Annotated in this window: 19 protein-coding genes and 1 pseudogene; 14 read left to right on the top strand and 6 right to left on the bottom strand. The window is 74.6% G+C overall.

Annotated features, from left to right (window positions below; genetic code table 11):
• Positions 1-445 precede the first annotated feature (445 nt).
• The 4 genes and pseudogenes from ACZ60X_RS24640 to ACZ60X_RS24625 all read left to right on the top strand — a co-directional run bounded on the left by ACZ60X_RS24640 (position 446) and on the right by ACZ60X_RS24625 (position 4,133).
• A complete protein-coding gene (locus ACZ60X_RS24640; RefSeq protein ID WP_469602267.1) occupies positions 446-1,018 on the top strand; it encodes a helix-turn-helix domain-containing protein in 573 nt (190 codons plus the stop codon).
• Positions 1,015-1,642 (top strand): annotated as a pseudogene (locus tag ACZ60X_RS24635) (helical backbone metal receptor). Before ACZ60X_RS24640 ends, ACZ60X_RS24635 begins: the two are co-directional and overlap by 4 nt.
• Before the next feature lie 38 nt (positions 1,643-1,680).
• Positions 1,681-2,604, top strand: a complete 924-nt coding sequence (locus ACZ60X_RS24630) for a LysR family transcriptional regulator (protein WP_469602264.1) — start codon at positions 1,681-1,683, stop codon at positions 2,602-2,604.
• A gap of 566 nt (positions 2,605-3,170) precedes the next feature.
• Positions 3,171-4,133 carry a phosphotransferase gene (locus tag ACZ60X_RS24625; RefSeq protein WP_469602262.1) on the top strand — a complete coding sequence of 321 codons (963 nt, stop codon included), beginning with the start codon at positions 3,171-3,173 and terminating at the stop codon, positions 4,131-4,133.
• Here the strand turns inward: ACZ60X_RS24625 and ACZ60X_RS24620 are convergent.
• Positions 4,108-4,806 (bottom strand): gamma-glutamyl-gamma-aminobutyrate hydrolase family protein, encoded by a 699-nt coding sequence (locus ACZ60X_RS24620; protein ID WP_469602259.1) that lies wholly within the window; start codon positions 4,804-4,806, stop codon positions 4,108-4,110. The two genes, ACZ60X_RS24625 and ACZ60X_RS24620, sit on opposite strands and share 26 nt — an antisense overlap.
• 54 nt (positions 4,807-4,860) lie before the next feature.
• Positions 4,861-5,598 (bottom strand): FadR/GntR family transcriptional regulator, encoded by a 738-nt coding sequence (locus ACZ60X_RS24615; RefSeq protein WP_469602256.1) that lies wholly within the window; start codon positions 5,596-5,598, stop codon positions 4,861-4,863.
• Between the two features lie 97 nt (positions 5,599-5,695).
• Between ACZ60X_RS24615 and ACZ60X_RS24610 the strand changes: the two genes are divergently transcribed.
• The 3 genes from ACZ60X_RS24610 to ACZ60X_RS24600 are packed head-to-tail and all read left to right on the top strand — an operon-like array spanning position 5,696 to position 9,233.
• On the top strand, positions 5,696-7,054 hold the full coding sequence (locus tag ACZ60X_RS24610) for a glutamine synthetase family protein (protein ID WP_469602253.1): 1,359 nt from the start codon (positions 5,696-5,698) through the stop codon (positions 7,052-7,054).
• Positions 7,055-7,065: 11 nt separating this feature from the next.
• Positions 7,066-8,454 (top strand): aldehyde dehydrogenase family protein, encoded by a 1,389-nt coding sequence (locus ACZ60X_RS24605; protein ID WP_469602250.1) that lies wholly within the window; start codon positions 7,066-7,068, stop codon positions 8,452-8,454.
• Positions 8,451-9,233 (top strand): 3-oxoacyl-ACP reductase, encoded by a 783-nt coding sequence (locus ACZ60X_RS24600; protein ID WP_469602247.1) that lies wholly within the window; start codon positions 8,451-8,453, stop codon positions 9,231-9,233. Before ACZ60X_RS24605 ends, ACZ60X_RS24600 begins: the two co-directional genes overlap by 4 nt.
• A 9-nt stretch (positions 9,234-9,242) precedes the next feature.
• Here the strand turns inward: ACZ60X_RS24600 and ACZ60X_RS24595 are convergent, their stop codons facing one another.
• The gene (locus tag ACZ60X_RS24595) at positions 9,243-10,445 is read right to left on the bottom strand and encodes an amino acid deaminase/aldolase (protein WP_469602244.1); all 1,203 of its coding nucleotides are present in this window, start codon (positions 10,443-10,445) and stop codon (positions 9,243-9,245) included.
• A 1,312-nt stretch (positions 10,446-11,757) separates the two neighbouring features.
• On the opposite strand from ACZ60X_RS24595, the gene ACZ60X_RS24590 reads away from it, so the two are divergent.
• A complete protein-coding gene (locus tag ACZ60X_RS24590) occupies positions 11,758-12,645 on the top strand; it encodes a hypothetical protein (RefSeq protein WP_469602241.1) in 888 nt (295 codons plus the stop codon).
• The gene (gene mycP, locus ACZ60X_RS24585; RefSeq protein ID WP_469602238.1) at positions 12,642-13,802 is read left to right on the top strand and encodes a type VII secretion-associated serine protease mycosin; all 1,161 of its coding nucleotides are present in this window, start codon (positions 12,642-12,644) and stop codon (positions 13,800-13,802) included. Before ACZ60X_RS24590 ends, mycP begins: the two co-directional genes overlap by 4 nt.
• Positions 13,803-13,806: 4 nt before the next feature.
• Here the strand turns inward: mycP and ACZ60X_RS24580 are convergent, their stop codons facing one another.
• A complete protein-coding gene (locus tag ACZ60X_RS24580; protein WP_469602235.1) occupies positions 13,807-14,988 on the bottom strand; it encodes an alpha/beta hydrolase family protein in 1,182 nt (393 codons plus the stop codon).
• A 141-nt stretch (positions 14,989-15,129) separates the two neighbouring features.
• Positions 15,130-15,867, bottom strand: coding sequence for a serine hydrolase (locus ACZ60X_RS24575; RefSeq protein WP_469602232.1), 738 nt, complete (start codon positions 15,865-15,867; stop codon positions 15,130-15,132).
• Positions 15,868-16,209: 342 nt separating this feature from the next.
• Here ACZ60X_RS24575 and ACZ60X_RS24570 point away from each other — a divergent pair, with 342 nt between their 5' ends.
• Positions 16,210-16,941 carry an SseB family protein gene (locus ACZ60X_RS24570; RefSeq protein ID WP_469602229.1) on the top strand — a complete coding sequence of 244 codons (732 nt, stop codon included), beginning with the start codon at positions 16,210-16,212 and terminating at the stop codon, positions 16,939-16,941.
• A 1-nt stretch (position 16,942) separates the two neighbouring features.
• Here ACZ60X_RS24570 and ACZ60X_RS24565 read toward each other — a convergent pair whose 3' ends face one another.
• The gene (locus ACZ60X_RS24565) at positions 16,943-17,299 is read right to left on the bottom strand and encodes a DUF1844 domain-containing protein (protein ID WP_071377581.1); all 357 of its coding nucleotides are present in this window, start codon (positions 17,297-17,299) and stop codon (positions 16,943-16,945) included.
• 373 nt (positions 17,300-17,672) lie between these two features.
• Between ACZ60X_RS24565 and infC the strand changes: the two genes are divergently transcribed.
• The 4 genes from infC to ACZ60X_RS24545 all read left to right on the top strand — a co-directional run bounded on the left by infC (position 17,673) and on the right by ACZ60X_RS24545 (position 20,195).
• A complete protein-coding gene (gene infC / locus ACZ60X_RS24560) occupies positions 17,673-18,335 on the top strand; it encodes a translation initiation factor IF-3 (protein ID WP_225098250.1) in 663 nt (220 codons plus the stop codon).
• Positions 18,336-18,459: 124 nt separating this feature from the next.
• The gene (gene rpmI / locus ACZ60X_RS24555) at positions 18,460-18,654 is read left to right on the top strand and encodes a 50S ribosomal protein L35 (protein ID WP_003977225.1); all 195 of its coding nucleotides are present in this window, start codon (positions 18,460-18,462) and stop codon (positions 18,652-18,654) included.
• Between the two features lie 105 nt (positions 18,655-18,759).
• Positions 18,760-19,143 carry a 50S ribosomal protein L20 gene (rplT, locus tag ACZ60X_RS24550; RefSeq protein ID WP_006141703.1) on the top strand — a complete coding sequence of 128 codons (384 nt, stop codon included), beginning with the start codon at positions 18,760-18,762 and terminating at the stop codon, positions 19,141-19,143.
• A 194-nt stretch (positions 19,144-19,337) separates the two neighbouring features.
• Positions 19,338-20,195 (top strand): TrmH family RNA methyltransferase, encoded by an 858-nt coding sequence (locus ACZ60X_RS24545; protein WP_469602224.1) that lies wholly within the window; start codon positions 19,338-19,340, stop codon positions 20,193-20,195.
• Positions 20,196-20,223: the final 28 nt, after the last annotated feature.

Below are 20,223 nucleotides of genomic sequence, written 5' to 3'. Positions count from 1 at the left end.
CCGGCCCCCCCCCCCCCCCCCCCGGGGGGGGGGGGGGCGGCGGCCCCCCCCCCGCCCCCCCGGGGGGGGGGGGGCCCGGGGGCGGGGGGGGGGGCGGCCGCCCCCCCCCCGCCCCTTCCGGCGTTCCGGCTCCACCGGCCGCGTGCGGAGTGTGTATCCGGGTGGACCGTCGCCTACCGGACGGATCCGGCCAATCACCGAACGTCAACCCCCTCGGCCCGGCCGCGGGCTCCCGGCCCAGCTGGCCGGCGTGTTCGCCCCCGGTCGGGGCACCCCTCCAGGCGGCCCCCCGGCCCCGGCACACTGGCGCGAACCGTGAGGGTGGGGTGCGGGGACATGACAGGGATGTGGCGGGCGCGTGAAACGGTTTGCCGAACATGCGTAGGGTGCAGAGAAGTCATCAGAACACACCGGGGCACGACGAGCGAGGGAGGGAGCCGGAGCGATGGGCGACCACAAAGAGCAACAGCCCGTGCGGGTGGGCGCGGCCGTGCGGCGACGGCGCCGCGCCCTGGAGCTGACCCTCGCGGCCGTGGCCGAGCGCAGCGGCCTGTCCGTGCCCTTCCTCAGCCAGGTCGAGAACGACCGGGCCCGCCCCAGCCGCACCTCCCTGGAGAAGCTGGCCGACGCCCTGCGCACCACGGCCGTCGAACTGCTCGCCGCCGCCGACCCGGCCGCCAGCGTGGACGTCGTGCGCGCCGAGCCGACCGCCGCGGGCGACTTCGCGCCGCGCACCCGCGCCCTGGTCCGCGGCCATCACCAGCTGCACGCCTCGGAGTTCACCGGCGACCACGAGGCGGGCCGCGAGTTCCAGCACCGCAACGACGAGCTGATGTACGTCGCCGACGGCGCGGTGGAGATCGAGGCCGAGGGGCGCGCGTACCGCCTCGGCCGGGGCGACACCCTGTACCTGACCGGCGGGGTGCGGCACCGGTGGCGGGCGACGGTGCCCGACACCCGGGTGGTCGTGGTGGCGGTGGCGGAGCACATCGAGGCCGTGCAGGACCGGTCCCGTTGACGAGGGTCGTCTCCCTCGTCCCGTCCCTCACCGAAGCGGTCGCCGCCCCCCTCCCCGGCGCCACCGCCTGGTGCGCCCGTCCGGCCGACCTGGACGTCACCCGGATCGGCGGTACGAAGAACCCCGGGTCGACCGGATCGTCGCGCTCGCTCCCGACCTGGACGCCATGCGCGCGGCGGGGATCGACGTGCTGGTCACCGAGGTGCGCGGGGTGCCGCAGGCCTTCGGCGAGCCGGCCCGGGTGCTCACCGCGTGCGGCGCACCCCGCCGCCCGCGCCGACTCGGGGCCGCGGAGGCCGCCTGGGACGCGCTCCCGGGGCCGGCGGAGCGTGTGACGGCGGTGGTACAGGTCTGGCGCCGCCCTGGACCGTCCTCGGCCGGGACGCCTTCGCGGGCGACGTCCTGGCTGGCCTCGGCATGGACCAGATCCACGCCCGCCACCCCGACGGGGGTGCCGCCGACGAGCCCTACCGCTTCACCGCCGACGACGGCCCGGAGGCCTTCGCCGCGGGTGCCGGGCGAGGCGCTGCGAGCAGCTCTTCGCCGAGCGGTCCGCGTCCGAGCCGTTCCTTACGCTGGTGCACTGCCCGAGCGGGCCCAGCACCCGGAATACCGCGCCTCTGACCAGGGGGTACGGATCTCACAGGGCATAAGCTGGTCTTATGAGCGAGGTGGAGAGGCCGCACGAGCGCACGGGACCGCTGGCGCACCGGGTGCCGGACCTGGCCGCGCTGGAACTGCTGCTGGCCGTGGCCCGGCTCGGCAGTCTCGGGGCGGCGGCACGCGAGGTCGGCATCACCCAGCCCGCCGCCAGCAGCCGGATCCGCTCCATGGAACGGCAGTTGGGCGTGGCCCTCGTCGACCGCTCCCCGCGCGGTTCCCGGCTCACCGACGCCGGCGCCCTGGTGACGGACTGGGCCCGCCGGGTGGTGGAGGCGGCGGCCGCCTTCGACGCGGGTGCGCGGGCGCTGCGGGACCGGCGGGACTCACGCCTGCGGGTCGCGGCGAGCATGACCATCGCCGAGTACCTGCTGCCCGGCTGGCTGCTCGCGCTGCACGCCGAGCGCCCCGACACGGCGGTGTCCCTGCTGGCCGGCAACTCGGCGAAGGTCGCCGAACTGCTGCAGACCGGGGAGGCGGACCTCGGCTTCGTGGAGGGCCTGACGGTGCCGACGGGGCTGGACTCCGCCGTCATCGGCCGTGACTGCCTGATCGTCGTCACGGCTCCCGGCCACCCCTGGACCCGCCGCCGGCGCCCGCTCACCGCCCGGGAGCTGGCCGAGACCCCGCTGATCCTGCGCGAGCGCGGCTCGGGCACCCGGCAGGTCCTGGACGCGGCACTCGGCGGCCTGGCCCGCCCGCTGATCGAGCTGTCCTCCACCACGGCCGTCAAGGCATCGGCGGTCAGCGGAGCGGGCCCCTCCGTCCTCAGCGAGCTGGCGGTCGGCGAGGAGCTGGCGATGCGCCGGCTGGTCAGCATCCCGGTGGACGGCGTCTCGCTCGGCCGCGACCTGCGCGCGGTCTGGCCCACGGGCCATCGACCGACGGGCCCGGCACGGGAGTTGCTGTCGCTGACGCGGGGCTGACGCGCTGTCTTCGGCATGCGGCGGCACCTGTCCGCAACGGCGGCGCGTGCCGAGCGCGCGGTAGCCGTGACTCGGTGAGTGCGTGGGGCGTACCGCTGTGCGGTTGCCCCGCGACGGGGGTACCGCCCTCACCCCGCTGTGCGGCTGCGCCGCGACAGGGCAGCGCCCTACGCGAACGAAGTCGAGGCACGCCCCGCGTCACCCGGCGGATGGCCCCGTAGCCCGACGGTGCCGCGTCCCGGCACCGACCGGGTGTGCCGAGCGCGCGGTAGCCGTGACTCGGTGAGTGCGCCGCGCTGTATCGCTGTGCGGCTGCGCCGCGACGGGGGCACCGCCCTCAGCCCCTGCACGCCCCGCGTCACCCGGCAGACGGCCCCGAACCCGACGGCGGTATCGCTGTGCGGCTGCGCCGCGACGGGGCAGCGCCCTACGCGAACGAAGTCGAGGCACGCCCCGCGTCACCCGGCGGATGGTTCCGAGTTCGGCGGCGCCGCCGGACCACCCAGCAGCACCCGTGCGCGGAAAAGCCGTGGCCCGGCGCAGCCCGCCCCGGCACCATGATCCGCATGACCAGCATCGCCCCGCCCGCCGCAGGAGTCCGTACGCCCTGGGAGGAACTCCCGGCCGCCGTCCGGCACGCCGTCGGCGAGACGCTCGGCGCGCCGGTCGTGCACGCCGTGACGCAGAACGGCGGTTTCTCACCCGGCGTCGCCGCGCGCGTGCGCACCGCCGCGGGCGGCACCGGGTTCGTCAAGGCGGTGAGCGGCGCAGCCAATCCGCACAGCCCCGGCCTGCACCGCCGGGAGGCCCGCAACGCCGCCGCGCTGCCCGCCGCCGTACCCGCGCCCCGGCTGCTGGGGACGTACGACGACGGCACCTGGGTGGCGCTGGTCTTCGAGGAGGTACCGGGGCGTCAGCCGCACGTGCCCTGGCGGCGCGAGGAGCTGCGCCGGGTGCTCGACGCCGTGACCGTGCTCGCCCGCACCGGCACCCCGTGCCCCCTGGACGTCCCGCCCGTCGCCGAGGACCTGGCGGAGTCCTTCCGCGGCTGGCGCGGGCTCCTCGACGGCGAGGCCGGTGACGTACGCGACCGGCTCGGCGCGTGGACCGCCGGCCACCTGCCCCTCCTCGCCGCGCTGGAGACCGGCTGGCCCGAGGGCGCCTCGGGGGACACCCTGGTCCACGCCGATCTGCGCGCGGACAACGTCCTGCTCACGGCCGACGGGGCAGTGGTCTTCGTGGACTGGCCGCACGCCATGCGCGCCGCGCCCTGGTTCGACCTGCTCGTCCTGCTGCCGTGCGTACGGGCGCAGGGCGGGCCGGACCCGGAGGAGGTGTTCACCACGCACCCCCTGGGCCGGGACGCCGACCCGGACGCGGTGACCGCGGCGCTGGCCGCCCTCACGGGCTTCTTCCTGCGCGGTTCGCTGGCCCCGGCCCCGCCCGGACTGCCCACCCTGCGCCCGTTCCAGCGGGCCCAGGGCGACGCGGCGCTGGCCTGGCTCAGGAAGCGGCTGCGGCTGCCGTGACCAACGCCCGCGTCAACCGGGGGTCCTCGCCCATCTCCGGGTGCCACTGCACCCCGAGCGCCCAGCCCTCGGCCGGCGGCAGTTCCAGCGCCTCGACCGTGCCGTCCGCCGCGTAGGCCGAGGCGACCAGGCCGCGGCCGAGCCGGTCGACGGCCTGGTGGTGGTAGGTGGGGACGGCGGTCTCCTCCGGGACGATGCCGGCGTAAGCCGTGCCCGGTACCGGCTTGACGGGATGGCTGCCGAAGACGCCGACCGCCTCGGTGTGCCCGTCGAGGTGCTGGACGAGCGTGCCGCCGAGGGCGACGTTCAGCAGCTGCATGCCCCGGCACACGCCCAGCAGGGGCACGCGCGCCGCCAGCGCCGCCTCGATCAGGGCCAGCTCCCAGGCGTCCCGCTCCGGCGCGGGCGGCCCGGTGCGCGGCGAGCGCTCGGCGCCGTAGCGGGCCGGGTCCACGTCCGGGCCGCCCGCGATGACCAGCCCGTCAACCCGCGCCACCGCCTGCGCCGCGCGCTCGGGCGCGTCCGGTGGCAGCATGCAGGCCAGCCCGCCGGACCGCTGCACCAGCCGCGGATAGCCGGCCGCCAGCAGCACCGCCTCCAGCTCCCACACGCCCCAGCGCGCGCCGGACTCCAGATACGTGCTGATCCCGATCAGCGGTCGTACGGTCGTCATGCCGCCCTCCCCGGAAGTTCAAAGGTCTCGCATCACACCTTTACCGCACCGCCGCTACGTCAGGAAGCCCCGCAGCAGCGCCGCCGTGCCCGCGCAGTGCTCCCGCATCATCTCCCGCGCGCCGTCCGCGTCCCCGTCCAGCACCGCCTCCACCAGCGCGGTGTGCTGGCGCTGGGAGTGCTCCAGGTTGCGCACCAGCAGCGGGATGCAGTCGAGCAGATCGTTGACCGTCGCCCGCACCGCCGCGTACTGCGCGGTCAGCGAGGGCGAGCCGCACAGCTCGGCCAGCGTCAGGTGCAGCAGCGTGTCCAGGCGCCGGTAGTCCGCGAGCGGGGCGTCGTGCGTGCGGGCCAGTGCCTCGCGCAGCCGGTCCGCCTGCTCGTCCGTCAGCCCGTGCGCCGCGCACAGCCCGGCCGCGCCCACCTCCAGCACCTCGCGGAAGCGCAGCACGTCCTCGATGTCGGTCTCGGCGATCCGCCGCCGCAGCTCGTCCTCGCCGCCGGCGTCCGCGCGCGGCAGCACGAACGTCCCGCCGTACCGCCCGCGCCGAGCCTCCACCAGCCCCTGGTCGTGGAGCACCTTCAGCACCTCGCGCAGCGTCACCCGGCTGATCCCGAGCCGCTCCGCCAGCTCCCGCTCGGCCGGCAGCCGCTCCCCGCCCGGCACCAGACCGAGCCGTACGACCTGGAGGATCTGCTCCAGCGCCTCCTCGAAGCCGTTGCCCGCCCGCACCGGCCGCAGCACCGGAGCGAGCCGGTCGCCCACCCCTTGCGCATCGCTGTCCCACGACATCCGGCCGTACCCCCTTCCCAAGCAATGGTTCTGAGCAATACCTTATGGCTCCCGGCCCGGCCGAAAAAAGCGCGAAGGCGCCGAAGGAGGCTCTCCCGTGGCAGACCGCACACCCCCGCTCGGCGTCGAGGAACTGCACGCCCTCGTCGCGAGCGGTGAGATCGACACTGTCGTCCTGGCCTTCCCCGACATGCAAGGCCGGCTGCAGGGCAAGCGGTTCGCCGCCCGGTTCTTCCTGGACGAGGTCCTGCACCACGGCACCGAGGGGTGCAACTACCTCCTCGCCGTCGACACCGAGATGAACACCGTCGACGGCTACGCGATGTCCTCCTGGGAGCGCGGCTACGGCGACTTCGCCATGCGCCCCGACGCCGCCACCCTGCGCCGCATCCCCTGGCACCCCGGCACCGCCCTGCTCGTCGCCGACCTCGCCTGGAACGACGGCTCCCCGGTCGCCGCGGCCCCCCGCCAGATCCTGCGCCGCCAGCTGGACCGGCTCGCCGCCCTCGGCTACACCGCGCAGGTCGGCACCGAGCTGGAGTTCATCGTCTTCAAGGACAGCTACGAGGCGGCCTGGGACGCCGGCTACCGCGGGCTCACCCCGGCCAACCAGTACAACATCGACTACTCCATCCTCGGCACCGGCCGCATCGAGCCCCTGCTGCGCCGACTGCGCAACGACATGGCCGGCGCGGGCCTGACCGTCGAGTCCGCCAAGGGCGAGTGCAACCCCGGCCAGCACGAGATCGCCTTCCGCTACGACGAGGCCCTCGTCACCTGCGACCAGCACGCCCTGTACAAGACCGGCGCCAAGGAGATCGCCGCCCAGGAGGGCGTCTCGCTCACCTTCATGGCCAAGTACAACGAGCGCGAGGGCAACTCCTGCCACATCCACCTCTCCCTCGCCGACGCCGACGGCAACAACGCGATGGCCGACGGCGACGGCATGTCCGACGTCATGCGGCACTTCCTCGCCGGACAGCTCGCCGCCCTGCGCGACTTCTCCCTGCTCTACGCCCCGAACATCAACTCCTACAAGCGGTTCCAGCCCGGCTCCTTCGCCCCCACCGCCGTCGCCTGGGGCCACGACAACCGCACCTGCGCGCTGCGCGTGGTCGGCCACGGCCGCTCCCTGCGCTTCGAGAACCGGCTGCCCGGCGGCGACGTCAACCCCTACCTCGCCGTCGCCGGGCTGGTAGCCGCGGGCCTGTACGGCATCGAGCAGAAGCTGGAACTGCCCGAGCCGTGCCCCGGCAACGCCTACACCGCGGGCTTCGAGCACGTACCGACCACCCTGCGCGAAGCAGCCGAGCTGTGGGAGAACAGCCCCGTGGCCAAGGCCGCCTTCGGCGACGAGGTCGTCGCGCACTACCGCAACATGGCGCGCGTCGAGCTGGAGGCCTTCGACGCCGCGGTCACCGACTGGGAGCTGCGCCGCTCCTTCGAACGCCTGTGAAAGGTCATCACGTGTCCGACCCGCATGAGCTGAAGGTCCTCAACCCCGCCACGGAAGACGTCCTCGCCACCGTCCCCGCCGCGAGCGAGCAGGACGTGGCCGCCGCCGTCGCACGGGCCGTGCGCGCCCAGCACGGGTGGGCCGCCCTCGCCCCCGCCGACCGGGCCCGGCTGCTGCGGCGCTTCGCGGACGTGGTCGACGCCCACGTCGAGGAACTCGCCCAGTTGGAGGTCCGCGAGGCCGGGCACACGGTTGCGGGCGCCCGCTGGGAGGCCGGCAACGCCCGCGACCTGCTGCTGTACGCGGCGGGCGGCGCCGAACGCCTGCTCGGCAGCCAGATCCCGGTCCCCGGCGGCTGGAACATCACCTTCCAGGAACCCCTGGGCGTGGTCGGCGTCATCGCCCCCTGGAACTTCCCGATGCCCATCGCCGCCTGGGGCTCCTTCCCGGCGCTCGCGGCCGGCAACGCGGTCGTCCTCAAGCCGGCCGAGACCACCCCGCTCACCGCCCTGCGGCTCGCCGAACTCGCCCTGCAGGCAGGGCTGCCCGAGCACCTCTTCCAGGTGCTGCCCGGTTACGGCCACACCGCCGGACGCGCCCTGGTGGACCACCCCGACGTCGCCAAGATCGTGTTCACCGGGTCCACCCGCACCGGCCGCGAGGTCATGGAGCGCTGCGCGGCGCTGGTCAAGCCGGTCACCCTCGAACTCGGCGGCAAGAGCCCCAACATCGTCTTCGCCGACGCCGACCTCACGGCCGCCCTCGACCCCTTCTCCTTCCTGGACAACTCCGGCCAGGACTGCTGCGCCCGCACCCGCATCCTGGTCCAGGAGCCGGTCCTCCAGGAGGCCCGGGACCTCCTCGCGGACGCGCTGGCCGCCGTCGTCGTGGGCGACCCCGCCGACGACAAGACCCAGATGGGTCCCCTGATCTCCCGCCAGCAGCTGGAGCGGGTACGGGCGTACGTCCCCGAGGACGCCCCCGCCCTGCGCGGCAGCGCCCCGGACGGCCCCGGCTTCTGGTTCCCGCCGACCGTCCTCACCGGCGAGCGGCACGACAGCCGGGCCGCCCGCGAGGAGATCTTCGGACCCGTCGCCGTCCTGCTGCCCTTTACCGACGAGGCCGACGCGATCCGCCTCGCCAACGACACCCCCTACGGACTGTCCGGCTCCCTGTGGACCCGGGACCTCGGCCGCGCCCTGCGCGTGTCCCAGGCCGTCCGCGCGGGCAACCTGTCCGTCAACTCCCACTCCAGCGTCCGCTACTGGACCCCGTTCGGCGGCTACAAGCAGTCCGGCCTCGGCCGCGAACTCGGCCCCGACGCCCTGACCGCCTTCACCGAGACCAAGAACGTCTTCCTCAGCAACGTCGTCCACAGCACGGAGGGCCCCGCACAGTGACCGCAGAATCTGTTTGCCGCCGCCTGGTCGGCCGTACCGCCGTCGTCACCGGAGCCGGCAGCGGCATCGGCCTCGCCACCGCCCGCCGGCTGGCCTCCGAGGGCGCCCACGTCGTCTGCGCGGACGTCGACGAGGCCCGCGGCAAGGCCGTCGCCGACGAGGTCGGCGGACTCTTCGTCAAGACCGACGTCACCGACCCCGAGCAGGTCGAGGCGCTGTTCAGGACGGCGTACGACACTTACGGCAGCGTCGACGTCGCCTTCAACAACGCCGGCATCTCGCCGCCCGACGACGACTCCATCCTGGAGACCGGCCTGGAGGCCTGGAAGCGAGTCCAGGAGGTCAACCTCACCTCCGTCTACCTGTGCTGCAAGGCCGCGATCCCCTACATGCGGCGCCAGGGCAGGGGCTCCATCATCAACACCGCGTCCTTCGTGGCGCGCATGGGGGCGGCGACCTCGCAGATCTCGTACACGGCCTCCAAGGGCGGCGTGCTCGCCATGTCCCGCGAGCTGGGCGTGCAGTTCGCACGGGAGGGCATCCGGGTCAACGCGCTGTGCCCCGGCCCGGTCAACACCCCGCTGCTGCAGGAGCTGTTCGCCAAGGACCCGGAGCGGGCCGCCCGGCGCCTGGTGCACATCCCGCTCGGCCGGTTCGCCGAGGCCGAGGAGATCGCCGCCGCCGTCGCCTTCCTGGCCAGCGACGACTCCTCCTTCGTCAACGCCACCGACTTCCTGGTGGACGGCGGGATCGCGGGCGCGTACGTCACGCCGCTGTAGGGGCACCGGTCAGAGGAAGGTCTGCCCCTCGCCCCGGTAGGTGGGCACGGTCGCGGTGACCGTGTCCCCCTCGATCAGGTGCAGCGCCGCGAACCGCTCGCACAGCTCGCCCGCCTTGGCGTGCCGGAACCACACCTTGTCGCCGATCAGCAGGTCGTCGGCGGGCGAGCCGAGCAGCGGGGTCTGCACCTCGCCGGGGCCCTCCTGCGGGTCGTACGCCAGCCCCTGCGGAAGGTAGGGCACCGGCAGCCGGTCGCGGCCGGCGGCACCGGAGGCCGGGTACCCGCCACCGAGCACGGTGACGACCCCGACACCCGGCCGCCGTACGACGGGCTGGGCGAAGAGAGCCGCCGGACGCCCGGTGAACGACGTGTAGTTGTCGAAGAGACGCGGCACGTACAGCCCCGAACCGGCCGCTATCTCGGTCACGGCGTCCTCGGCCGCGGTGTGCTGCACACTGCCCGTGCCACCCCCGTTGACGAACTCCAGGCCGGGGGCGACGGCCCGCACCGCGCGCACGACCGCGGCGCGGCGCCCGGCCAGCTCCCGGCGGGCCGCCGCCTGCATCAGCCGGACGGCCCGGGACCGCACGGGCCGCCCGGCCACGCGGTCCCCGACCCCGGCGACATGACCCTCGTACGCCATGACGCCCACCAGCCGGAACCCCGGCCGCCGGGCCACCGACCGGGCCATGTCGGCGAGTTGGGCGGGGGAGTGCAGCGGGGAACGCCGGGCCCCGACCCGCACCCGGCCCCCCAGCAGCTTCAGCGAGGTGTCCAACTCCAGGCACACGCGGACGACTTCACGGCCGCCGTCGCGGGAGGCGTCGATGAGGTCGAGGTGGGCGGGGTCGTCCACCATCACGGTGACCGCGCCGGCGAGCTTGGGATCGGCGGCCAGTTCCGCGAAACCGGCCCGGTCGGCGGACGGATAGGCGAGCAGGATGTCGTCGAACCCGGACCGCGCGAGCCACAGCGATTCGGCCAGGGTGAACGACATGATGCCCTGGAAGCCGTCCTGGGCCAGGACCCGCTCCAGCAGGGCCCGGCAGCGCACGGACTTGCTGGCGACCCGGACCGGCTTGCCCGCGGCCCGGCGGACGAGGTCCGCCGCGTTGGCGTCGAAGGCGTCCAGATCCACGATCGCGTGAGGAGCGTCGAGATGGGCGGTGGCCCGGTCGTACCGGGCCCGGGCGGCGGCGAGCGCAGTCATGACGGAAGCCTGCCAGACAGGATTACCGCAGGGTAGGGGGACGTTCCGGGCAGATGCCCCGGGGGCCCGGACTGGTTCCCGCTCTCTCCCGGACAACCCGTAGAGTGACGCGCACGTACGGCGGAACGCCCCCGGCCGCTTCGGCTGAACCGGGATGCCGGTCCGGCCGTACGGGTATGCGTGCCCGGACGGAGCTTTGCGCACCGGGCGCGGCCGAGGAGTGGAACGGCCCGCGTACGCGACGACGGCCCGGGCACGAGGAAACGGGGGGTGCATGAGCACGGAAGCGCGCCACGCCCCCGTCCCGCCCCGACCGTCCACTCCCCCCGCCCCGCCGAACCCGCCGCGCCCGTCCGTCCCGCCGCGTGCCGGGCTTCCGGCGGGCCGACCCGACGGCACCGGTCGCTCCGACGGCACCGGTGCGCCGGGCGGTCCCGGTTCCTCCGACGGCACCGGCAGCGCCGCCGGCACCCTTCGTCCCACCGGTACCGGTGGCTCCGAGAGCGCCGCTCGCCCTGGCACCTCCGCCGTTACCGGCGACTCCGCTTCCGTCGGTGCCTCCGCCTCCGCCGGCACCGACGTCTCCGCTCGCACCGGCACCTCGGCCGGCGTCGGGGGGCCGGCGGACACCGCCGGCCGCGCCCACGTCCGGCGAAGCGGTGACGCCGGTCCGGGGCGTCCGGGCGGTGCCGGGGCCGTGGGGCGGGGGGATGCCGTGCCGGCGGACGAACACGACGACGAGCCCTCCGTGTTCACCCCACCCGCCGGCCGGCCGTCCGCCGGGGACCGGGCGGGTGCGGACCGGGCGGGCGGGGCCGGGGTGAAGCCCGTGGTGCCGGAGGGTGCCGATCCGGTGAGTCCGCCTCCGCCGCCGGCCTCCGCCCGGTTCCCCGACGCGCCGCCGCGTGCCTGGCGCCAGGGGCGGCGGGACGGCTCGGGTTCTGCGGGCCCGACCGGTTCCACCGGCCCTGCCGCGCGCTCCGCGCACCGGCCCGGCCCGGGGCCCCGCCGGCCGGGAGCCCCCGCCGAGGGCCCCTCGGAGACCACCGCGCGGCTCCGTCCCGTACCCGCGTCCGAACCGGCGACGCCGGAGCCCGCGGCGGCGAAGACGGCCCGGCTCCGCCCGGTCCCCGGATCCCGTGAGCCCCAGCGCCTCGGCTCCGCGCCGGCCGGCTCACGTCCGGCCCCCGCACACACACCCGCGCCCGCACACGCTCCCTCGCCCGCCGCACCGGCCGCTGAGCGCCGTACCGGGAACGGCGGACCCGCCCGACCCACCGCAGCGGCCACCGCCACCGCCTGGAGCCCCCTGGTGCCCGCGCATCCCGCCGGGCCGCCCCCGTCCGCCGCCGGGCCCGACCCGGCACTGTCCTGGAGCGCCGGCGCGGCCGCGCGGCCCGTCGTGTCGTTCGGGCGGCCCGAGGCCTTCAGCGAGCCGGCGCGGCACCGGCTGGGCCCCCGCACCGCCGCCGCTGCCGCCTGTCTCGTGCTCGGCCTCGGCCTCATCGGCGGCGCCGTGACCGGGAGTTGGCTCACCGGCGACGGCGGGAACGACACCGGCGCCGACCATTTCACCACCGCCGCCGCGCTCTGGCACAGCGTGCCTGTCGACCAGCTGTTCCCGCCCACCGTCCAGGGCAACGGCGCCGGACCCGGCGGCGCCGACCGCACCTGGACCAGGATCGCCGTGGCCCCGGACAGCGGCTGCGCCCACGCCTTCGACCCGCTGCTCCTCAAGCTCCTCGCCCCGCTCGGCTGCCGGCGGCTGCTGCGCGCCACCTACACCGACGCTACCCAGAGCTATGTCACCACCGTCGGACTGCTGTTCACCGACGCCGACCCGGCCGCGATGTCCGCGCTCGCCGCCCGCTACCGCACCGAACACCTGGGCCGGCGCACCGATCTGATGCCCCGGCCGTACGCCGCCGCCGGCACCCCCGCGGCCGGCTTCGGCGACGGACAGCGCGCCTCCTGGAGCGTCTCCGTACTCACCGACGCCCCCGTCGTCGCCTACGCCGTCTCCGGCTGGGCCGACGGCCGCACCGTCGACGCGCCCCAGCCCGCCGCCGACGCCGTCAGCCCGAGCGCCACCACCGCACCCGCCCAGGCAGGTCTCGGCAACGAGGCCCAGGGCCTGGAGGACCGCATCGAACGGGGCCTGCGCCGGCACGTCGGCACGGCCACGGAGAAACCTTCATGAAGCGATCCGCCGGAGCGGCGGCGAGCCTGCTGCTCGCCGCCGCCGTCGCCCTGCTGCCGGCCGGCGCGGCCCGCGCCGACGGCATCCGCGCCCAGCAGTGGGGCCTCGACGCCCTGCACCTGGACGAGGCCTGGCAGACCACCAAGGGCCGGGGCGTGACCGTCGCCGTCCTGGACACCGGCGTCGAGGCCGGCAATCCCGACCTCGCCGGCAACGTCCTGCCCGGCCAGGACATGATCGGCTTCGGCGCCCGGCAGGGCGAGCGCACGTGGGCCCGGCACGGCACCGCCATGGCCGGCATCGTCGCCGGGCACGGACACGGACCGGGCAACTCCGCGGGCGTCATGGGCGTCGCGCCCGAGGCGAAGGTCCTGCCCGTCCGGGTGATCCTGGAGGACGGCGACCCCGCCCGGACCGAGGCCCGCACCATGCGCGGCAACGCCCTCGCCGACGGCATCCGCTGGGCCGCCGACCACGGCGCCGACGTCATCAACCTCTCCCTCGGCGACGACTCGGACACCGCGCGCCCGGAGCGGAGCGAGGACGAGGCCGTGCAGTACGCCCTGAAGAAGGGCGTGGTCGTCGTCGCCTCGGCCGGCAACGGCGGCGAGAAGGGCGACCACATCTCCTACCCGGCCGCCTACCCCGGGGTCATCGTCGCGACCGCCGTCGACCGCTACGGCACCCGCGCCGCCTTCTCCACCCGCCGCTGGTACGCGGCGGTCAGCGCGCCCGGCGTCGACGTGGTCCTCGCCGACCCCGACCACAAGTACTACGAGGGCTGGGGCACTTCGGCCGCCTCCGCCTTCGTCTCGGGAGCGGTGGCCCTGATCAAGGCCGCCCATCCCGGCCTGAGCCCCGCCCAGATCAGAAAGCTCCTGGAGGAGACCGCCGAGGACCCGCCGGCCGGCGGCCGGGACGACTCCCGCGGCTACGGCATGATCGACCCGGCGGCCGCGCTGAGGGCGGCCGACCGGCTCACGCCGCAGAGCCTGCGCGCGGCGTCGTACGGCAAGGAGTACTTCGGCGCCGGCCCGGACGCCCCCAAGGCCGCCTCCTCCACCGCGGACTGGGCGGGCCCGCTGGCCGGCGGCACCGGAGGGGTGCTGCTGGTCGCGGGCGTCGTCCTGTGGCGGGGCCGCAGACAGCCCGCCTGACCCGCTATCCGGCGATGTACAGGATCTCCGGATAGCGCGGGGAGGAGCCCCGCAGCAGGTGCCCGGTGTCCGGACGTCCGCGCAGCTGCAGGTCGAAGAAGGCCCGTACCGCGGCGCGCACGCCGGCGACGGCCCGGTCGGCGGGGATCGTCCCCACCGGCAACTGTCGCCGCACCGCCTCGGGCAGTTGCGGGGCGATGGCCACGGTGTCGGTGAAGGAGAGGTGTTCGGCGTCCGCGAGCCGCAGACAGCGGTGCCAGCCGCGCAGGTTCCGCCAGAACGACGGCCAGGTCGGGTCCTTCTCCAGTCCGTCGTGGACCGCCGTGTCCATCAGCAGGAACGGCCGGTCGAGGCCGCGCCCGACCACCGGCCCGTACAGCGCGCCGTCCAGGTCGATGCCCGCCCGGACCCGCTCGTCCAGGTCCATCACGGCCGCCGACGCGGCGCCGCCCCGGGAGTGCCCGAAGGCCCCGACCCGCCCGAGATCCAGCGTCCCGCGCAGCTCGCGGGGGAGCGGACGCCGTTCGACGTCGGGGTTGCCGCCCCGGTGGAGGACGGTCAGCGCGTCGAGGACGAACCTCAGGTCGGCGGCGCGCACCGCGACCGCCGCGGTGGCGTCATCGGTTCCGTCGTCGCGGGTGAGCACCACGCGGCCGTCGGGGAACTCCACCTCACCCGAGTCGTAGGGATGGTCGACGGTGACCACGACATAGCCCCAGGAGGCCAGCTCCTCGACGACCAGGGTGTTGAACGTACGGTCCTCGCCGGCGCCCGACGAGTAGAGGAGCACCGGCCGCCGCCCCGGCCGGGCCGGGGCGCGGTCCGTGCTGTGCGTCTCGGGAAGCGCGTAACCGTCCAGCGCACCCCCGTACCGCGCCTTCAGCGCCCGCGCGGCCCCCGTCGGCAGCCAGGGCAGCACCGGGCGGTCACGGACGTCGCCGGCCGGGTACGCCACGGTCACCATCACCTCGCGCGGCCGCCCCGACCAGGGGTCGGTGCGCGAGGGGTCGACCAGGTGCAGCTCCACCGCGCCCACCGGCGCTGGGCCGGTCGGCCCGGCCAGCCGGACCGGGACGAGACCGGCGGCCTCGGCGGAGGCGGGCACCGACAGGGGGACGGCGGCCGCCGCGGCGACCGCGAGGCCACCGGCCAGGAGGGATCGGCGAGTCGGGCGTACGGGCAGCACCGGGCTCCTTCCGCGGCCGGATCCCGAGGCGCACACCGAAGAGGTGAAAAGGACGCCGTCGTCCGGCCTGCTCATCGTCAAGTCCTCTGGAGTCTAGGCCACTTGGCGACGGCGACCGGCGCGATCTCCGGTTCGCACCGTTCACTTGCCCGTGGCCGCCGACACCGCCGCCCGCGCCGCCGCCTCCACCAGTGCGATGCCCTCCGCCCGGCTCCCGGTGCCCTTCGACAGCACCGCCAGCAGGTAGCCCGAGCCGTCCACCGTCACCCGCCCGATGCTGTTCACGTCCCACAGCTGCGCGGTGCCGCGGGGCAGCCAGCCGTTCTTCAGCGCACAGGAGCCGGCGTCGCCGGCGGCCGACACGCCCCACCGCTGGTCGGCCTCCACCGACGCCATCAGGTCCTGGACGCAACCCCGGGAAGCCGCGTCGAGCACGGCGTCGCCGTCCCCGAACACCTGCCGCAGCAGCGCGAGTTGATCGGCCGCCGTGGTCTGGGTCAGCCCCCACAGCCCACCGTCCCCGCCCGAGGTCGCCGTCAGCCCGAAGCGCCTGTTGGCCGCGTCCAGCCCGTCCGCCCGCCCGATCGAGTGCCACAGCTCGGTCGCGGACGCGTTGTCGCTGTTCTCGATCATCTTCGTGGCGTACGCCCGCTCCGCCCCCGTCAGCGGCCGGCCCGCGTCCTGCGCCTGGAGCAGCAGCGCGGCCAGGATGTCGACCTTGACGATGCTCGCCGTGTCGAAGGCCGCCGCGCCGTACCGGGCGCTCTCGCCGGCGTCCACCGCCAGCACGGCCACCGACACCTCGGCGCCCGACGGCACGCTCACCGCCGCCATCGCCTCGCGCAGCCGCGCGTCCCGGTCCACCGCCGCCTTCGTCACCGAGTGCCTCCTCGCCCGCCCCGGCCCAGGAGGAGGCCGAAGGCGCCGCCGACGACGATACGGCCGCGGTCCCGGGTGCGCCCGCGCCTTCACACAGACCGTGCCGGCGACGGCGGCGACCACGGCGAGCCCGGCGTACGGCAGCGGTCGGCGCCGGGACGGGCGCGGGCGACGGCGGGCTCAGGGACTCCCTGGCCGCGAGGTCGCGGTGGCCTGTGCGCCCGGTGGGACGGAGGTGAGACGGGCGTCAGCGCAGCCTCGGATTCCCGTGAGGGGGCGAAAGCGCGGGGGCCGGCGGCCCGGCACCGGCCCGGCGGCATCCCCCCGATAGGGTCGGTGACCGTGGCGAACAAGAACATTCCCGACCCCGGCTTCTCCGACGACGACGGCTCCGCCGACCCCCGGCTGAGCGCCGCGCTCGCCGCCTGGGCCGAGGACCGCGGCGCCCTCGGGCCCGTGCTGGTGGCGCTGAAGGGCGCCCGCCTGCTCGTACCGGTCGTGGCCGTGCTGGGCGAGGTCGAGGAGGACGAGAGGGGCCTGCGCCGCGAGAAGACCAGTGACATGGCCGTCCCCACCCTGAGGGCCGGCGGCCGCACCGCGCTGCCCGCCTTCACCTCCACCGAGTCCCTGGCCCGCTGGGACCCCGAGGCCCGCCCGGTCGCCGTCCCCCTGCACCAGGCGCTGCAGGCCGCCGCGCACGAGAAGGCCGACACCGTCGTGCTGGACCTCGCCGGACCGGTGCCGTTCGAGCTGACCGGTCCCACGCTGCTCGCCCTCGCCGAGGGCCGTACGACCACCGACCCGCTGGCCGACCCGGCCGTGCGGCACGCCGTGCGCACGGCCGTGGCGGCCGAGCCCGCCGTGCTGCGCGCCCATCTCGGGCCCGGCCGGGCCGACGGCACCCTCGCCCTCGTCCTCGACCCCGGCGCGGTGCCGGCCGAGGCCGCCCGTGCGGTCGCCGAGCGCCTCGCCGCCGACGACACACTGAGGGCCCGCCTGGTGCGCGGCCTCGACCTGGCACTGCTGCCGGCCGGGACCACGCCTCCGGGCGAGCCCCTGTACGTGAAGGAGTAGGTCAGCCGTAGACCGGGCCCGTGTACTTCTCGCCCGGTCCCTGGCCAGGCTCGTCGGGGACGACCGACGCCTCGCGGAACGCCAGCTGGAGCGACTTCAGACCGTCGCGCAGCGGGGCCGCGTGGAAGGAGCTGATCTCGGTCGCGCTCGCGTCCAGCAGACCGGCGAGACCGGTGATCAGCTTGCGGGCCTCGTCCAGGTCCTTGTACTTCTCGCCCTCCTCGCTCAGCCCGAGCTTCACGGCGGCGGCGCTCATCAGGTTGACGGCGACCGTCACGATCACCTCGACGGCGGGGACCTCGGCGATGTCCCGGGTCATCGCGTCGAAGTCGGGGTTCTCAGGAGGGGTCTCACTCATGCCCACACGATAAGCGGTGCGCCCGCGCACCCTTCGACGAGCCCGTCACCCCTCCGATTAGCCCTTCACCGGCGGGGCTGCTAACCTTGTGTAACGACCGGCTGGACCCGCCCTGCGAACAACGGGGTGCCCAGCCCACAAGTGGAGGCTCCGCTCTCCCACCTGACCGTCCTCCGGGACGGCGGGTCATCCGGTCAGACGGCCCCCATCGTTCCGTACGGACGATGGAGTCGTCCGAAGCGCGCCCCGCGGCATCGCGGCGGTGCTCCGGTTGTGTGTGGAGCCCCGCCTGTGATCGTCCGGGGCATTTTTTGTGCTTCGGCGCGGTTAGGTCTTACGAAAAGAGACATACGCGGCTGTCCGCCAGACAACCGTGTGGTGCTACCGAGGAGGATCCATCAGCGCCGAGCCCCGCATCAACGACCGGATTCGCGTTCCCGAGGTGCGACTTGTCGGTCCCAGTGGCGAGCAGGTGGGCATCGTCCCGCTCGCTAAGGCACTGGAGCTTGCGCAGGAGTACGACCTGGACCTGGTCGAGGTCGCGGCGAACGCCCGTCCGCCCGTGTGCAAGCTCATGGACTACGGGAAGTTCAAGTACGAGTCGGCCATGAAGGCCCGTGAGGCGCGCAAGAACCAGGCGCACACGGTCATCAAGGAGATGAAGCTCCGGCCGAAGATCGACCCGCACGACTATGACACCAAGAAGGGTCACGTCGTCCGGTTCCTCAAGCAGGGCGACAAGGTCAAGATCACGATCATGTTCCGTGGTCGCGAGCAGTCCCGGCCCGAGCTGGGCTACCGACTGTTGCAGCGGCTCGCGGAGGACGTCCAGGACCTCGGTTTCGTCGAGTCGAACCCGAAGCAGGACGGCCGCAACATGATCATGGTCCTCGGTCCGCACAAGAAGAAGACCGAGGCCATGGCCGAGGCTCGCCAGGCGCAGGAAGCCCGCAAGGCGGAGGCGAAGGCCCACCCCGGTCGTTCGCAGAACCCCGCCGAGGCCGAGGCGTCCGCCGAGGAGCCCGCCGAGGCGTGATCCCCGGGGGATGCGCGTCACCGCGCGTCCCCGAGGATGTAACCGATAAAGAGAGCGACGCTCCACCGTGCCCGGTTTTCGCGACCGGGCACCGGAGCGCCACCGACGAGGAGATAACGGCGCTATGCCGAAGAACAAGTCGCACAGCGGTGCCAGCAAGCGCTTCAAGATCACCGGCTCCGGCAAGGTGCTCCGCGAGCGCGCCGGCAAGCGCCACCTGCTCGAGCACAAGTCGTCCCGCGTCACGCGTCGCCTCACCGGCAACGCCGAGATGGCCCCGGGCGACGCCGCGAAGATCAAGAAGCTTCTCGGCAAGTGACGCGACCGGCGCTCGCCACCACTGAGCGCCGTACGTCAGGACCGGGACCCAGTCGTTTCCGGGTCGTGTGAGTACCCCCACGACCCCGCTACAAGGAGTTAACAAGTGGCACGCGTCAAGCGGGCAGTCAACGCCCACAAGAAGCGCCGGGCGATCCTCGAGCAGGCCTCCGGCTACCGCGGTCAGCGTTCGCGCCTGTACCGCAAGGCCAAGGAGCAGGTCACCCACTCGCTGGTCTACAACTACAACGACCGCAAGAAGCGCAAGGGCGACTTCCGTCAGCTGTGGATCCAGCGCATCAACGCCGCTGCCCGCGCCAACGGCATCACCTACAACCGCTTCATCCAGGGTCTGAAGGCCGCGAACGTCGAGGTCGACCGCAAGATCCTGGCCGAGCTGGCCGTGAACGACGCGAACGCCTTCGCGGCGCTCGTCGAGGTCGCGCAGAAGGCGCTGCCGTCGGACGTCAACGCGCCCAAGGCCGCCTGACGCCGCGCCGGCTCGCCGACGTTCACTGAGGGACCCGCAGGCTGTACGGCTTGCGGGTCCTGCTGTTGGGCCCCCTCGTTCGTCTTTCGGCTGCGGCCCGGTGGGGGTTGTTCGCGCACTTCCCCGCGCCCCTTACGGGACGCTGCAGCCCTCGGCGCCACAAACAGAAGACGTTCTCGAAGGTGAAGAAGAGGATGACGCCCGCCCCCGAGCTGATCTCCCCCCGCTCCGCACGTGTCTCCGCCGCTCGGCGGCTCGCCAAGCGGAACTTCCGGGGCAAGGACCGGCTGTTCCTCGCGGAGGGACCGCAGGCCGTCAGGGAAGCCGCCGCGCATCGGGTCGACGGCACCGCCACGCTCGTCGAGCTGTTCGCCACCGTCGAGGCCGCCGAGCGGTACGCCGACATCATCGGGGAGGCGCGCGGCGCGGGCGCCCGGGTGCACCTCGCGTCCGAGGACGTCATCGCCGACATCTCCACCACCGTGACCCCGCAGGGGCTGGTCGGGGTCTGCCGGTTCCTGGACACCCCCTTCGAGGACGTGCTGGCCGCCCGGCCGAAGCTCGTCGCCGTGCTCGCCCACGTGCGGGACCCCGGGAACGCCGGGACCGTGCTGCGGTGCGCCGACGCCGCCGGCGCCGACGCCGTGATCCTCACCGACGCCTCCGTCGATCTGTACAACCCCAAGGCCGTACGCGCCTCCGTCGGCTCCCACTTCCATCTGCCCGTCGCCGTCGGCGTCCCCGTCGAGCGGGCCGTACGGGGCCTCCAGGAGGCCGGGGTGCGCATCCTCGCCGCCGACGGCGCCGGGGACCGGGACCTCGACGAGGAGCTGGACAAGGGCACCATGGGCGGCCCCACCGCCTGGGTGTTCGGGAACGAGGCCTGGGGCCTGCCGGAGGAGACCCGCGCCCTCGCCGACGCCGTCGTCCGCGTCCCCCTCCACGGAAAGGCCGAGAGCCTGAACCTCGCCACGGCCGCCGCCGTATGTCTCTACGCGTCGGCCCGTGCACAGCGCGCCTCCGGAGGGTGCCGCTCCGTCACCGAGAGCTAGTAGGGTGACCAGCTCGGGGGCCCTGCGC

This window comes from Streptomyces sp. NPDC104106, assembly GCF_055584345.1.
This window is presented reverse-complemented; position numbering and strand designations above follow the sequence as displayed.